Origin of the sequence: Rugamonas violacea (assembly GCF_016461825.1) — a bacterium.
Taxonomy (GTDB): domain Bacteria; phylum Pseudomonadota; class Gammaproteobacteria; order Burkholderiales; family Burkholderiaceae_D; genus Rugamonas.
Genome location: NZ_JAEMNU010000119.1, coordinates 74,531 through 89,283 on the forward strand (window position 1 = coordinate 74,531; position 14,753 = coordinate 89,283).

A 14,753-nucleotide genomic window follows, 5' to 3' on the forward strand; every position below is an offset into this window, starting at 1 on the left:
CGGCGCGGCGCGGCGCTTCAGGCGCCCTGGGCGACCTGGTAGAAGCCGCTTTGCTGGCGCAAGGGCAGGGCGGCGTCGAGCTGCTCTTCCTTGTGGTCCTGCGCCAGGAACATGCTGCCGATCTCGAACCACTCGTCGCTGGAGATGACGCGCTGGGCCAGCGGCATCAGCTCCTGCTCCTCCTTGTCGAGGCGCTTGAGCAGATTCTGGCAGTACAGGTCGATGGTGCGGCAGAGGAACTTGCCCTGCGTGGCGCTGCGCCGCATGGCGCGGCGCAGGCATTTGCGCACGGCGCGCAACATGGCGTTGCCCAGCCGGCTCAGCGATTCAAGGTCGGCCAGCAGCGGGCCGGCGTCGCGGCTGGCGTTGCGCACCGCCGGCATCAGGCAGGCCTCCACCTTGCGCTGGTGGCGCGCCTCGGCGAAGCGGGTCAGTTCGTTCAACTGGGATTCGATGAACACAGGATCGATCTCCTGTGGTTTGCGGGCGATCGACTGCACGTGCTGCAGCAGACGCGAGATGAAATGGCGTTCTTTCTTTTGCTCGATGGATAGTGTCAACAAGACATAGGTGGCAGTCAGCATAGCGGTTCCCGGATAACGTCCCAGCTCGGATGCGCGGCAGGCCTGTGCGCCGCCGTGAAAAATGATCACCTTAGCGCGCTGGCGGGCTCATATAACGTCTCTTTACAATTGTTCACAAAATCTGCGGAGGCATCAACATCAAGACCTATGGCGGGGCCGGGCTCATCAGGGGCGTTGCCATTTCCGGCCGGGAAAAGCTCTTGTGCGAACGTCAAGCCGGGTCTGTTTTTGCAAAATGCAATTCGCCGAGCTGACAATTATGCCACCGTTTTGGCATTTGAAAACATCGCTTTCTGTTCATTTTCGCGCATTGGCAACGCCGGTCTTGCGCTTTGTCGCCATGCAACTTGAAAGTGTTGCGCAATGGTTGCGTTGCGCTAGTCGCGTGCGCCAGGGCAACGCAAAAAAGTTGTATTGTTAATAGCAAGCTGTTGTGTAGTTGACCAGCTATCGCTGCCTCCCCCAGTGCTTCGCAGCCAACGTGGTTCTTTCCGAAGAGGTGATCGACATGAACAGTACGGCTAGTTACGACGTCAGCCAGATCGACCGCTGGCAAAAAAATCGCCAGAAGGCCTTCAAGGCGATCCCGCCAACCGGCAAGACCATCAAGTACCTCGGCAAGGAATTCCTGGTCTTTCCGAACACCTTCTGGCCCTTCACCGACAGTCAGCCGCTGGTGCGCACGCTGAAGGTCAAGCCGGGCGAGAGCACGCTCGACGTCGGCACCGGCTCCGGCGTGATCGCCGTGTTCTCCTGCTACGCCGGCGCCGCAAAAGTGACGGCGGTCGACATCAACCCGGCCGCGCTGAAGAGCGCCAAGCACAACGCCCGCCTGCACGGCTTCGACAAGATCATGCGCGTCAAGCGCTCCAACCTGTTCGACCAGCTGCAGGGCGAAACCTTCGACGTCATCACCGCCAACCTGCCGTTCCGCGACAAGGCGGCGCCCGACGTGGTGGCGCGCTCGCAGTGGGACACCGACTTCCAGACCAACACCCGCTTCTTCCAGCAGGTCGGCGCGCACCTGAATCCGGGCGGCCGGATCTACTTCGCCCATTCCAATTTCGGCGCCGTCAAGCTGGTCCGCCAACTGGCCAAGGAGAACGGCTTCTCGGTGCGGGCGATGGGCAGCGCCAGCGCCGACAAGGCCGCCACCAAAACCTTCTTCGTCTTCCTGATCAAGCCGCTGCGCCGGGACCTGGAGACATGAACCAGGTCCTGGCGGCGGTCAACCGGCTGCGCCAGGTCGACCAGGTGGCCTGGCGCGCCGAGGTGCGCGAGGTGGCGGTGATCCTGACCAGCTCGCGCTCGGGCTCGACCCTGCTGAAGAGCGTGCTGGCCGAGCATCCGCGCATCGCCTCGCTCGACGGCGAGATCGAACCCTATCTGGTGCTGACCGAGAACGGCTTCGGCCACGGCGCCGACTGCGACGCGGTGACCGCCGTGCGCCACGTCGAGCGGCTGGCCGACCACGTCTTCGGCGACCTCAGCCTGCCCTGCGCCGAGGCGCCGCCGGCGGCCTGGCAGCGGCGCCGCTGGGCCAACCGGCTGCTGCTGCAGTTCCCGGCTTTTTTCGCCGACAGCGTGCGCCACCGCCGCATGCTCGAGGCGCTGGAGCAGGCCCTGGCCCAGAGCGGGCCGTGGCCGGCCGACCCCGGCGGCGCGCTGCGCCAGGCCCTGATCCTGCAGGCGGTGTTCGTCCAGGCGCCGTGGCGGCGCCGCTACTACGACGGCCACGCCGGCGCCGCCGGCGCCGAGTATTTCGACGAGCCGTACAAGATCGAGGAGCCGCCCTTCGTGCTGCCGCGCCACGGCCGCCGTCCGTTCGCGCTGGCCGACGCGGCCGACAAGCTGTTGTTGTTCAAGGCTCCGTCCGACGCCTACCGCATCGGCATGTACGAGCAGCTGTTCCCGCGGGCGCGGGTGCGCTATGTGCACCTGAGCCGGGGCTACGCGCAGTCGGTCAACGGCCTGATGGACGGCTGGCTGTCGCCGCTCGGCTTCTTCTCGCACGACATGGCGCGCGCCGGCGTCGCGCTCGACATCGCCGGCTACTCCGACCAGCGGCCGTTCGGCCGGCGCTGGTGGAAGTTCGACCTGCCGCCGGGCTGGCGCGCGTTGCGCGGCGCGCCGCTGGCCGAGGTCTGCCTGCGGCAGTGGTTGGCGGCGCACCAGGCGATATTGGGCAGCGGGGTGGCGGCGCTGCGGGTGCGCTTCGAGGACTTCATGACGGCGCCGGCCGCCACGCTGGCGGGCATCACCGACTTCCTCGGACTGGAGGCGGTGGCGCTGCCGGTGCGCCTGCCGCTCAGCATGGCCACCGAGGCGCCGGCGCCGGGACGCTGGCGCAAGCGCGAGCAGGCCATGCTGGCGCTGGGCGAACGGGCCGAGGTGGCGGCCATGATGGCGGCGCTCGACTACAGCATGGACGCGGGGGACTGGCGATGAACAACCGTCTGTTGGTGCCGTTCCTGATGGGCCAGCGGCGCGACGGCCTGGGCCGCGTCTGCACGCTCGACCACCGTCCCTGGGACGTGCTGGAGGTGGCCGATTGCCAGGACACCCTGCTCACCGACAGCAACGAGAAGATGCGCCGCATGGGCCGCATCTACGCCCGCCTGGCCGGCAGCGTCTGCCAACTGCGGCGCGCCGGCCGGGTGCCGCTCAGCATCGCCGGCGACTGCGTCTCGACCTTGGGCGTGTTGGGCGGTTTGCAGCAGGCCGGCTGCCCGCCCGACCGCATCCTTTGGCTCGACGCGCACGGCGACTTCCACACCTGGGAGACCACCCAGACCCAGTACCTGGGCGGCATGCCGCTGGCCATGCTGGTGGGGCGCGGCGACCGCCGCCAGCGCGAGCGCGACGCCATCGGCGGGCTGCGCGCCGCCATCGGCATGCAGCCGTACAGCGAGCATCAGGTGGTGCTGAGCGACGCGCGCGATCTCGACCCCGGCGAGATGGAGGCGATCCGCGCCTCCGGCATCGTCTGCTGCGAGATCGACCAGGTGCTCGACCAGCTCGATCCGCGGCAGAGCCTGTACCTGCACTTCGACACCGACGTGATCGACGCGCCCGAGGCGATGCCGGCGCTGAAGTACCACGTCAAGCACGGCCCCGGCCCGGCCGACATCGGCGCGCTGTTCCGCGCCCTGCGCGGCTTTCCGCTGCTGGCCGTCTCGGTCTCCGCCTGGCACGAGGAGCAGGACCTCGACAACCGCGCCGCGCTGGCCTGCCTGGCGCTGCTCGACGAACTGGCCTTGGACGGCGGGCGCTGAAAAAGGCGGGCGGTTTTTCCACAGCCGTGCCGAAGTTGGTATCATGTCCGACAGCCGGCCCCATGCCGGATTTTTTTCATACAAAGTCGGAGATAAACGAATGACATTACGTTTGCTGCTGTCTGGAGCCACCATGCTGGCTGCCGTCGCGAGCGCCAGCGCGGCCGCGCCGGGCGCCCCCCGTGGCTTCACGGTCGAGGATATGGTCAACATGGAGCGCGTCGGCAGTCCGCTGCTGTCGCCCGACGCCAGCAAGCTGGTCTACACGGTGCGCAGCACCGACCTGGCCAAGAACGGCAGCAACACCCAGCTCTGGTTGCTCGACCTGCGCGCCGCCAAGCCGCTGCCGCAGCGCCTGACCCAGGCCGCCGCCAGCAGCACCGACGCCGAATGGTCGCCCAGCGGCGACGCCATCTACTTCCTGTCGGCGCGCTCCGGCTCGTCGCAGGTGTGGCGCCTGCCGCTGGCCGGCGGCGAGGCCGCCAGGGTCACCGACCTGCCGCTCGATGTCGACAACTTCCGCCTGTCGCCGCAGGGCGACCGCCTGGCGTTGAGCCTGGCCGTGTTCCGCGACTGCCCCGACCTGGCGTGCACCAAGGCCCGCCTGGACGCGCGCGCGGCCAAGGGCAAGACCAGCGGCGTGGTCTACGACCGCCTGTTCGTGCGCCACTGGGACAGCTGGGCCGACGGCCGCAACTCGGTGCTGTACTCGGCGCCGCTCGACGCCAGCGGCAAGGTCACGGCCGCGCCGGTCAGCCTGAGCGGCATGCTCGACGGCGACGTGCCGTCCAAGCCCTTCGGCGACCACGACGAATACCGCTTCAGCCCGGACGGCGCGAGCATCGTCTTCGCCGCCCGCATCGCCGGCCAGACGGAGGCCTGGTCGACCAACTTCGACATCTACCAGGTGCCGGCCGCCGGCGGCGCGCCGCGCAACCTGACGGCCGACAATCCGGCCTGGGACAGCAAGCCGACCTATTCGCCGGACGGCCGCACCTTGGCCTGGCTGGCCATGGCGCGCCCCGGTTTCGAGGCCGACCGCTTCGAACTGGTGCTGTTGGACGTGGCCAGCGGCAAGCGCCGCAAGCTGGCGCCGCAGTGGGACCGTTCGATCGCCGACTTCCGCTGGGCGCCGGACGGCAAGAGCATCCTGGCCACCGCCGACGACGTCGGCCAGCACCGCCTGTTCTCGCTCGACGTCGCCAGCGGCAAGGTAACGCCGCTCAGCGGCAAGGGCTACGCCGGCGCCTTCGACGTGCAGCGCGACACCGTCGTGCTGGCGCAGGCCAACCTGGCCTCGGCCGCCCAGCTGTTCAAGTTCAAGCTCGGTAGCGACACCGAGCACGCCACCCAGCTGACCAGCTTGAACGAGGCCGCGCTGGCCGACGTGCGCTTCGGCCAGTACGAGCAGTTCTCCTTCACCGGCGCCGACGGCGCCACCGTCTACGGCCACGTCATGAAGCCGTGGAACGCCACGCCCGGCGCCAAGTATCCGATCGCCTTCCTGGTGCACGGCGGCCCGCAGGGCAGCTTCGGCAACTCGTGGAGCTACCGCTGGAATCCGCAGGTCTACGCCGGCGCCGGCTACGCCACCGTGTTCATCGACTTCCACGGTTCGACCGGCTACGGCCAGGCCTTCACCGATTCGATCAGCGGCGACTGGGGCGGCAAGCCGCTGCAGGACCTCAAGCTGGGCCTGGACGCGGCCGTCAAGAAATTCGCCTGGCTGGACCGCGAGCGCAGCTGCGCGCTGGGCGCCTCCTACGGCGGTTACATGATGAACTGGATCGAGGGCAATTGGTCCGACGGCTTCCGCTGCATCGTCAACCACGACGGCGTGTTCGACACCCGTGGCATGGCTTACTCGACCGAGGAAATCTGGTTCACCGAGTGGGAAAACGGCGGCAGCTACTACGACGTGCCGCAAAAGCACGAGCAGTTCAACCCGGTCCACCACGTCAAGAACTGGAAGACGCCGATGTTGGTGGTGCAGGGCGACCTGGACTTCCGCATCCCGACCACGCAGGGCCTGGGCACCTTCACCGCGCTGCAGCGCCAGGGCATCCCGAGCAAGCTGCTGGTGTTCCCGGACGAGAACCACTGGGTGCTCAAGCCGGCCAACTCGGTGCTGTGGCACCACACCGTCATCGACTGGCTCGACAGCTACACCAAGGCCAAGCCATAAGCGACTATTGAGCGCGGCGCGGCGCTGCCGCAGCAGCGCGCCCGCCGCCACGCCCGCCGTTGGTTCGCGGGCGTTTTCATTGCGGCAGCACCGGCGCAATCGACTCCACAACAGGAAGCCAATGCCGTTAAGTGAAGGCGCCGGCGGCTACAAAAACCACCCAAAGGCGGCGAGCCGGGGTCAGACCCCGCGGGTCTGACCCCAGATTTGCGCCGCTGGGGTTTCTTAACTTAACGGCATTTCACTAGGAAGCCACACATGCACACCATCACGCCACGTCTGAGCGCCATCGCCGGCGCCGCCTTGCTCGTCGCCTCCACCGGCCAGGCCTGGGCCACCGCGCCCGCCGCCGCCACCACAGTTGCCGCCGCCACCACCGCCGCGCCGACCGCGCGCGCCGACAACCGCTACCTGGCCCAGGTCGACGCCGAGGCGCGCGCCGCGCGCCTGTCCAAGGTCGACTACGCCTTGCAGTTCACGCTGAGCGGCGAGGAGAGCTTCAGCGGCAGCAGCACGGTCGGCTTCGACCTGAGCGACGCCAGCACGCCGCTGACACTCGACCTCGACCAAGCCAGCATCGGCAGCCTGCAGGTCAACGGCAAGAGCGTCACGCCGCAGTACAACGGCTCCTTCATCACGCTGGCGCCGCAGGACCTGCGGCTTGGCCGCAACAGCGTGGTGGTGGTCTACCAACGGCGCCACAGCAGCAACGGCGAGGGCCTGCACCGCATGGTCGATCCGGCCGACGGCCGGGTCTACACCTACTCGCACTTCGAGCCGGCCGCCGCGCACCAGATGTTCGCCCTGTTCGACCAGCCCGACCTGAAGGCCACCTACCAGCTCAGCGTCACCGCGCCGGCCGACTGGCAGGTGGTGTCGGCGATGCGCGAGCGCGCCGTCGAGACGGTGGCGGGCGGCAAACGCTGGGACTTCCCGGCCACGCCGCGCCTGTCGGCCTACAATTTCTCGCTGCATGCCGGTCCATACAAGGTGTGGGAAGACCGCAGCGGCAAGTATCCGCTGCGCCTGATGGCGCGCCAGTCGGTGGCCGGGCAGGTGGCGCCGGCCGACTGGTTCAAGTACACCAACGGCGGCCTGGCCTTCTTCGAAAAGTACTTCGGCCTGCCTTACCCGTTCGAGAAATACGACCAACTGCTGGTGCCCGACTTCCTCTACGGCGCGATGGAGAATGCCGGCGCCATCACCTTCGCCGAGAAGCGCTTCCTGTTCAAGGAGAGCATGACGGCGGCGCAGAAGCAGAACCTGGCCAGCGTGATCCTGCACGAGATGGCGCACCAGTGGTTCGGCGATCTGGTGACGATGAAGTGGTGGAACGGCCTGTGGCTTAACGAGAGCTTCGCCGCCTTCATGGCGACCTTGGCCACCGCCGAATCGACCGAGTTCAGCAACGCCTGGCAGTCGTTCTACTCGGGCGGCAAGCAGGCCGCCTACACCCAGGACCAGCAGGTCACCACCCACGCCATCGAGACGCCGGTGCCGTCGACCGCCAACGCCTTCGACAACATCGACGCGATCACCTACTCGAAGGGCGCCTCGACCCTGAAGCAGCTGCGCCACCTGCTCGGCGAGGAGGTGTTCCGCCAGGGCGTGCACAACTACCTGGCCAAATACAGCTGGCAGAACGCCAAACTGGACGACTTCATCGGCAGCCTGGGCCAGGCCGCCGGCCGCGATTTGAGCGGCTGGACGCAGGACTGGTTGTATCAGGCCGGCGTCAACACGGTGACCGCGCAGTACCGCTGCGCCGGTGGCAAGGTCAGCGAATTCGCGCTGCGCCAGGAAGGCGCCAGCGCGGCCCTGCCGACCCTGCGCGAGCAGCGCGTGCAGATCGGCCTGTTCAACCTGCGCAAGGGCACAGGCCAGTTGGTGCTGGAGCGCCAGCAGGCGCTGACCTACAGCGGCGCGCTGACGCAAGTGCCGCAACTCGTGGGCGAGGACTGTCCCGACCTGGTCTACCCGAACTATGCCGACTGGGGCTATGTGCAGGTGCGCCTGGACGAGCGCTCCTTCCGCACCGCCCAGGCCAGCCTGGGCAAGGTGGCCGACCCGCTGCTGCGGGCCATGCTGTGGCAAAGCCTGTGGGACGGCGTGCGCGCCGGCCAACTGCCGTTGCAGGCGTTCCTGCGCGCGGTGCGCGACAACGCGCCGGCCGAGCGCGACTACACCCTGCTCGGCGACATCGTCGGCAAGACGCGCCAGGCCAAGGCCTACCTCGACCAGATCGCGCCGGGCAGCGCCTGGCAGCGCGACAGCAGCGTGGCGCTGGAGCGCATGGCGCTGGCCGGCGCCCGCGCCGCCAAGGGCGACGTCAACTTCCAGCGCCGCTGGTTCGGCCTGTATTTGGACATCGCCAGCAGCCCGGCCGCGTTGGCCCGGCTGGCCGGCGTGTTGGACGGCAAAGACGTGCCGGCCGGCCTGCCGGTCGGCCAGGATCTGCGTTGGGATATCGTGGCGCGGCTGAACCGCTATGACGTCGCCGGCAGCGCCGCCCTGATCGACGCCGAACTGGCGCGCGACCCGTCCGACGCCGGCCAGGCCGCCGCGCTGGCGGCCCGCGTCGGCCGGCCCGACGCCAAGGCCAAGCAGGAATGGCTGGCGCAGATCGTCGACCTCGACAGCAAGCTGCCGTTCTCGCGCCGCCGCGTCATGATGGAGAACCTGTACCCGGCCGAGCAGGGCGTGCTGAACGAGGCCACGGCGGCCGAGCGCCTGGCGCTGCTGCTCGACAAGGACAAGGCGGCCGGCCCGATCTTCATGCGCAGCTACGGCGGCCATTTGATCCCGGCCAACTGCACGCCGGCCAGCGTGGAGCGGCTGGCGCGCAGCATCGCCACGGCGGCCGAGCTGTCGGCCGGCAGCCGCCGCGCGTTGCTGGTGGCGCAGCAGGAGGACGCCCGCTGCGTCGCCATCCAGCGCGCCATGAAGCTGCCGCCGCGCCGGGCTGGCCGGACCGCTGGCGCCCCGCTGGGCGCCACCGTCCGCCGGCCTGCCGCCATCAGGCTCTAGCCAAACGAAACGGGCCGCACGGTGTACCGTGCGGCCCTTTTGTGCAAACTGGCGGCCGGCATGCTGCCCGGCCGCCCAATTGCTTACTGCTTCGGCGCGTTGGCTTCCTTGCCCGAGTTCAGCTCGGCCGTTGCCGGCAGCGAGGCCGGATCGGTATCGACGCTGATCAGGGTGTTGGCCGTGTTGTTGCCGGACACCTGGTAAGCGATGGCGCCCAGATAGTGGCCGCCGGGCGGCAGGTCGGACCAGCTCACCACCACCGAGCCGGTGCCGCCGAGAACGGCGCGGCTAGGCAGCAGGGCGCGCAGATTGCCGCCCGTATCGCCGGGCTGCACCAGCCACGACGACAGCGCGTAGGTCGAGGTCTTCGGCACGGCCGGGGCGTAGCTGACGACGCAAACCTTGTAGCTGCCGGCCGCCGGCGCGGTCAGCGTGACCGATTCGTTCGAGCCGTTGTTGCCGCTGTAAGCCACTTGCGTGCCGGCGCCGTCGACCATGACCAGATCCAGGTCGTCCACGCCGCCACCCTGGTAGCCCGAGGTGTCCTGATTGAACAGGGCGAAGCGGGCCGCCAGCGTGCCGGCCGGAATGGCCACGTTGTGCACCTTGACGCCGGCGCCGCCGCCGGCCGCGCATGCCGCCGCGACGGTGGCCGCGTTGCCGGTGTTGGTGCCGGTGACGGTGGCGCTGCTGCGGCTGGCCGCTTTCAGACCGCCCTTGAGCGTGCTGAAGGCGCCGGCGAAGCCGGTGCCGATGGTGAAGGTCTTGTTGCCGGTGGCCAGTTTCGAGCTCAGGGCGGCCGGGGCGACGACCACGCGGGCACGCGCCGTGACGGGGCTGCGCACCACGTGGCTGCCGTCGGTCCAGGTCAGCGCACCGTAGTTCCAGGCGTCGTGGGCGGCGCTGGTACGGCGCAGCGTGACGCTGTACTTGGCGCTGGCGCCGGCGCCGATGGTCAGCGTCGACGGCGTGACCACGGCGTCAAAGCCGGGCACGGCGATGGTCGCCGTGTAGGTCGCGCTGGTGGCGCCGACGTTGGTGACGGTGCGTTCCAGCGTGACGTTGCCGAACACGCCGGAGGCGGTCAGCGACGGCAGGTTCAGGTTGTAGGCCGCCAGGCTGCCCAGGGTGGCGCAGTTGACGCCGACCGGGGTCACGCCGGCGCCGCACAGGTAGCGGTTGTAGTCGGTCGTCGAGATGTCGTACACCAGGCCGGGATCGGCGGCGCTCGACGGTTGCACGAAGCCGGCGCCCTGGCCCCATGGCAGGCCGCCTTGCTGGATGCCGGACAGGGTGTTGACGACGTCGACACCGGTGGTCATCAGGGCCGAGCGGACCATCGCCGGCGACCAGTCGGGATGGCGCTGGTGCAGCAGGGCGGCCAGGCCGGCGATGTGCGGGCTGGACATCGAGGTGCCCGTCAGCAGCGACCAGTTCGGCTTGCCGGCGCTGCCGCTGGCGATCATGTCGTCGTGGTTGGCGATCGTGTAGTTCGGCGTGTAGCCGGCCAGGATCGAGGTGCCGGGCGCCGTCAGGTCCGGTTTGAGCACGTTCAGGTCGCCCTTGTTCGGACCGCGCGACGAGCTGTCGTTCATCGCCGGCGCGGCCACGCTGAGATCCTTGATGGCGGCCAGATTGTCCAGGCCGCCGCTGGCGCCGACGCCGTTGGCGCCGACATAGGCACGGATCAGGTCGCCGTCGGCGCGGGTCACGTGCACGGTCGACAGGTCGTGGCCCTGGTTGATGATGGTGTTGTTGCCACCGGCCACGTTGGCGATGATCACGCCGGCCGCGCCGGCCGTCTTGGCGTTGCCGCTCTTGTTGACCAGCACGTTGCCGCCGCGGTCGCAGACCAGCAGCTTGCCGGCCACCTTGACCGGGTCGAGCAGCGGCGCCACGTTGTCGAGCGCGCCGAAGCAGCGTTGCAGGCTCAGATCGTCGGGCGAGACGCCGGGCAGGCCGGCGTTGCGCGCCAGGATCATCGGTGCCGTCGGCGTGGCCGGATTGCTCGACGCGCCGACATACTTGGCGCCGTTGCCCAGCGTGACGGTGCCGGCGAACAGGCGGTCGTGGGTGGAGTTGCCCACCGTGGTCATCCAGGGACCGAGGTGGTTGACTTCGTTGGCCGGGCCGCTGTTGCCGGCCGAGGCGGCGACGAACACGCCGGCGTCGACGGCGCCCTTGAAGGCCAGGTCGACCGGATCGGCGATGCTGGTGCCGGAACCGCTGATCGAGTAGTTCAGCACGTTGACGCCGTCCTTGATGGCCTGCTCGATGGCGGCCACGGAATCGTTGCCGTAGCAGCCGTTGCCGAAGTTCGGCCAGCGCGGGTCGGGGCGGGTGGTGGCCGGATCGTCCTTGGTCCAGCACACCTTGTAGGTGGCGACGCGGGCGCGCGGCGCCATGCCGCTGACGCCGGCGACGGGCACCGTGCCGTTGTCCATGATGGCGACGACGTTGGCATTGCCGCCGGCGGTGCTGGCGGTGTGGGTGCCGTGGCCGCCATTGTCGCGCGGCGAGAGGAATTCGGCCGGGTGCAGCTTGAACGAGGGCAGGATGTTGCCGTTGGCGTCGGAGATGGAGCGGCGGAAGGCGCGCGCGCCGATCAGTTTATTGTTGCAATTGGCCGGACCGAAGGCCTGGCCCGATTCGCAACTGCCTTTCCAGCTGGCCGGCGGGGCGCCGTACACCAGGGTGCCGGCGGCGTCGTGGGTCGGCACGCCCTTGCTGTCGACGCGGTCGGCGAAGGAGGTGTTTTCCGGCCAGACGCCGCCGTCGATGATGCCGATGACGATGTCCTCGCCGGCGCCCGACTTGTTGAGGCCGCCGCTGGTGCCGCCCAGCTGATCCCACAGGCCGCCGGCTTTGTTCAGGCCCATGAAGCCCGGTGTGTAGTTGGTGTCGAGCAGGCGCGGTTCGTCCAGCGTGATGGCGGCGACGGCCGAGTTGGCCATCAGCTTGCGCGCCTCGTCGTCGGTCAGCATGGCCGAGAAGCCGTTGAAGACGACGTGGTAGTCATACAGCGTTTCCAGCGCCGGCAGCGTCGAGACGACGGCGGCCTGTTCGGCTTCCAGGTGGCTGATGTAGGCTTGCACGCTGGCCGCCGAGACGTCCAGGCGGCTGCCGCTGGCCGGTTTGGTCGCGGCCAGGCCGGCGACGCCGCCGTTGTAGGAGGCGGCCGGCACGCTGTTCAGTTGCACGATGTAGGGACGGCGCGTTTCGTCGGCGCCGGCGCTGACGGCCAGGCCGGCGATCAGGGCGGCGACGGCCCATTTGATGGCGGGACGCAAAGGGGTGAAGTGAGTCGATTTCATGTAGTAAATTCTCCGTGATTCAGTCGGTGTTTAGCGGGCGCGGCGGCGGGTGAGGGCGCCGATGGCGGCCAGTCCCAGGGCCAGCATGGCCCAGCTGCCCGGTTCGGGCACGGCGCTGACGTTGACGTTGTCCAGCGAAAACTGGGCCAGGTTGTCGGTCGGCGCGCAGGCGTTGCCGCTGCCGGTGTAGACGCAGGAACCGATGGTCAGCGAATCGAAGGCGGTCTGGGCGAACACGCCGCTGTTGACGAGGAAATTGGCGAAGTGGAAACGGTTGTCGGCGCCCTGGCCCGGCAGTTCATAGCTGGCGCTCAGCGTGGCGCCATGCGCGATGCCGGTCAGCGTGATGCGGCCGAAGGAGACGCCGGGGTTGGATTGCGGCAGGGGCGCGGTGAAGGCGGCGTCGAAGCTGTTGAGCTTGAAGGCCAGGCCGTCGACGCGGGCGAAATTGAGCATGCCGTCGTTGATGGCGAGATAGTAGTGGCTGTTGTTGCCGAGCGGGCAGTCAAGGGCGCAGGTGCTGTCCATTTGCGCCACGCCTACGCCGCCGTCGCCGCCGTAGGGGTCGATCGCCGTCATCTTGTAGCCCGATTCGATGAAGCTCTCGCCGGCGGCCAGGCCGCCGAGCAGGGTCGGCGATTCAAACGCGATGGTGGTCGAGCCGGCGGCGTGGGCCGCTGGCAGCGAGGCCAACACAGCCAGACCGATCAGCGAGCCGGTCAGCACTTTTTTGAACTTGGCGGCGCCATTGGCACGAACCCCTTGCTGCGAATACTGGTGCGACGTCATACGATCTCTCCTTGGTGATTTGAATTTTCCCCGGGCTTGTTGTGGTGTTGTCCCGGTCTGCAGGGGCAGCGTGGCGGCCAACGTTGATTGGCCGGCAAGCTGTCCGATTCCCGGCGCCGAATGGGCGGCAAGAACATCCAGCCCGCTGCTGACTGGATCGCTGGAAACTATATCAAAATGTCATTCCGCCAGTTAGAATTTTTGATAATATTTAATTCAGAAAACACAACATTACGGCGTGCAATATTCGCTTTCCACTGGGATAAGGTGCTGGATATGGCATCGCGGCCGATTTAGTAACTTGTCTCTAGCAAGTGAAAATGTTGAAAAAATGATGTAAAAATGCGACAACATCGACACCGGGAAACGAAACCGCCCCCGCCCGGGACGGCGCGGGGGCCGGGTGGCGCTGCGGCGGCGTGGTCGGAACGACTGAGAACGGCTTCATCCGGTTGTCGTTGACGCGGGCTTGCGGCACCGCCGCCTAGCGACGCCGTCGGGCCGCCGGCGCCGGACAATTCAGGCATACTTGAGAACCGGCGCCGCAGCCCTGTCGATGGCGCAGCGGCCGCGCCGGCCGGGAGGCTCCCATGCAGACGAACACCTTGTCGATCCGCAGCATGCAGGCAGACGAGCTCGATATGGTGCTCGACTGGGCCGCCGCCGAAGGATGGAACCCCGGCTTGCACGATGCCGCCAGCTTTTACGCCGCCGATCCTGCCGGATTCCTGCTGGGTTTGATTGACGGCGAAGCCGTCGCGAGTATTTTCGCCGTCCGGTATGGCGCGACGTTCGGCTTCATCGGCGGCTATATCGTGCGGGCGGCGTGGCGCGGCCAGGGCCATGGCATGGCCATGTGGCGGGCCGCCATGGCCCGTCTGGCGGGCCGCAACGTCGGCCTGGACGGCGTCGTCGCGCAGCAAGCCAATTATGCCAAATCCGGTTTTCAACTTGCGCATCGGAATATCCGTTACCAGGGCAGGGGTGGCGGCCGGGCACCCGACGTCGATACCCTGGTGCCGCTGGCGTCGCTGGGTGGCGACGCGGTATGCCGCTACGACAGCGCCCACTTCCCCGACGACCGTGCCCGCTTCCTGCAAAGTTGGATCGCCCAGGCGGGCGGCATCGCCCTCGGCGTGGCGGGCGCGGGCGCATTGGCCGGCTACGGTGTGCTGCGGCCCTGTCGCAGCGGCTACAAGATCGGTCCGTTGTTCGCCGATACGCCGGCCGTGGCCGAACAGTTGTTTATCGGTTTGACGGCGGCGGCGGCGGCGGACGCGCCGGTCTTTATCGATGTGCCGGAAGCGAACGGGGCGGCAGTCGCGCTGGCCCTGCGCCACGATCTGCAAGCCTGCTTCGAGACGGCGCGCATGTACACGCGGCGGCGGCCCGCCATGGACATGGCCAGGCAATTCGGCATCACGACCCTGGAGCTGGGCTAGTCAGGCGATGGAAACAAAAACGCCGACCGGCGCGAGCCCGCCAGCCAACGAACCACCAGACTTACGCGGCGGGCCGAGGCGGCGCGCAACGCGCTTTGATCCGGCCGGCGGCGGGCGTGCCGGTCGGCGCGCCCGCT

The 14,753-nt window shown here is 68.2% G+C and carries 10 protein-coding genes; 7 read left to right on the forward strand and 3 right to left on the reverse strand.

The genetic code is table 11. The features are described 5' to 3' along the window. Nucleotides 1-17: 17 nt before the first annotated feature. Nucleotides 18-584, reverse strand: a complete 567-nt coding sequence (locus H7U20_RS21450) for a hemerythrin domain-containing protein (protein ID WP_233410973.1) — start codon at nt 582-584, stop codon at nt 18-20. 54 nt (nt 585-638) lie between these two features. Between H7U20_RS21450 and H7U20_RS21455 the strand changes: the two genes are divergently transcribed. From H7U20_RS21455 to pepN, 6 genes are all read left to right on the forward strand, one after another. Continuing rightward, nucleotides 639-935, forward strand: a complete 297-nt coding sequence (locus H7U20_RS21455; protein ID WP_199761178.1) for a hypothetical protein — start codon at nt 639-641, stop codon at nt 933-935. Nucleotides 936-1,092: 157 nt separating this feature from the next. After that, nucleotides 1,093-1,794, forward strand: a complete 702-nt coding sequence (locus H7U20_RS21460; protein ID WP_199761179.1) for a methyltransferase — start codon at nt 1,093-1,095, stop codon at nt 1,792-1,794. Beyond that, nucleotides 1,791-3,032, forward strand: coding sequence for a sulfotransferase family protein (locus H7U20_RS21465; RefSeq protein WP_199761180.1), 1,242 nt, complete (start codon nt 1,791-1,793; stop codon nt 3,030-3,032). Before H7U20_RS21460 ends, H7U20_RS21465 begins: the two co-directional genes overlap by 4 nt. Further along, on the forward strand, nt 3,029-3,859 hold the full coding sequence (locus H7U20_RS21470; RefSeq protein WP_199761181.1) for an arginase family protein: 831 nt from the start codon (nt 3,029-3,031) through the stop codon (nt 3,857-3,859). The genes H7U20_RS21465 and H7U20_RS21470 overlap by 4 nt, the downstream gene beginning before the upstream one ends. A gap of 100 nt (nt 3,860-3,959) precedes the next feature. Then, on the forward strand, nt 3,960-6,044 hold the full coding sequence (locus tag H7U20_RS21475; RefSeq protein ID WP_199761182.1) for a S9 family peptidase: 2,085 nt from the start codon (nt 3,960-3,962) through the stop codon (nt 6,042-6,044). Nucleotides 6,045-6,302: 258 nt separating this feature from the next. Further along, entirely contained in the window at nt 6,303-9,071 is a 2,769-nt protein-coding gene (gene pepN, locus H7U20_RS21480) for an aminopeptidase N (protein WP_199761183.1), read from the forward strand. A gap of 83 nt (nt 9,072-9,154) precedes the next feature. Here the strand turns inward: pepN and H7U20_RS21485 are convergent, their stop codons facing one another. Then, entirely contained in the window at nt 9,155-12,385 is a 3,231-nt protein-coding gene (locus H7U20_RS21485) for a S8 family serine peptidase (protein WP_199761184.1), read from the reverse strand. 30 nt (nt 12,386-12,415) lie between these two features. Continuing rightward, complete coding sequence (locus H7U20_RS21490; protein WP_199761185.1) at nt 12,416-13,174, reverse strand: NF038120 family PEP-CTERM protein; 759 nt, start codon at nt 13,172-13,174, stop codon at nt 12,416-12,418. Nucleotides 13,175-13,764: 590 nt separating this feature from the next. Between H7U20_RS21490 and H7U20_RS21495 the strand changes: the two genes are divergently transcribed. After that, nucleotides 13,765-14,616 carry a GNAT family N-acetyltransferase gene (locus H7U20_RS21495; RefSeq protein ID WP_199761186.1) on the forward strand — a complete coding sequence of 284 codons (852 nt, stop codon included), beginning with the start codon at nt 13,765-13,767 and terminating at the stop codon, nt 14,614-14,616. Nucleotides 14,617-14,753 lie beyond the last annotated feature (137 nt).

Bases quoted from the DNA above. Each gene is read 5' to 3' on its own strand.
- pepN (WP_199761183.1), top strand. From the start codon at position 6,303: ATGCACACCATCACGCCACGTCTGAGCGCCATCGCCGGCGCCGCCTTG.
- H7U20_RS21495 (WP_199761186.1), top strand. From the start codon at position 13,765: ATGCAGACGAACACCTTGTCGATCCGCAGCATGCAGGCAGACGAGCTC.
- H7U20_RS21475 (WP_199761182.1), top strand. From the start codon at position 3,960: ATGACATTACGTTTGCTGCTGTCTGGAGCCACCATGCTGGCTGCCGTC.
- H7U20_RS21450 (WP_233410973.1), bottom strand. From the start codon at position 584: ATGCTGACTGCCACCTATGTCTTGTTGACACTATCCATCGAGCAAAAG.
- H7U20_RS21490 (WP_199761185.1), bottom strand. From the start codon at position 13,174: ATGACGTCGCACCAGTATTCGCAGCAAGGGGTTCGTGCCAATGGCGCC.
- H7U20_RS21470 (WP_199761181.1), top strand. From the start codon at position 3,029: ATGAACAACCGTCTGTTGGTGCCGTTCCTGATGGGCCAGCGGCGCGAC.
- H7U20_RS21465 (WP_199761180.1), top strand. From the start codon at position 1,791: ATGAACCAGGTCCTGGCGGCGGTCAACCGGCTGCGCCAGGTCGACCAG.
- H7U20_RS21485 (WP_199761184.1), bottom strand. From the start codon at position 12,385: ATGAAATCGACTCACTTCACCCCTTTGCGTCCCGCCATCAAATGGGCC.
- H7U20_RS21460 (WP_199761179.1), top strand. From the start codon at position 1,093: ATGAACAGTACGGCTAGTTACGACGTCAGCCAGATCGACCGCTGGCAA.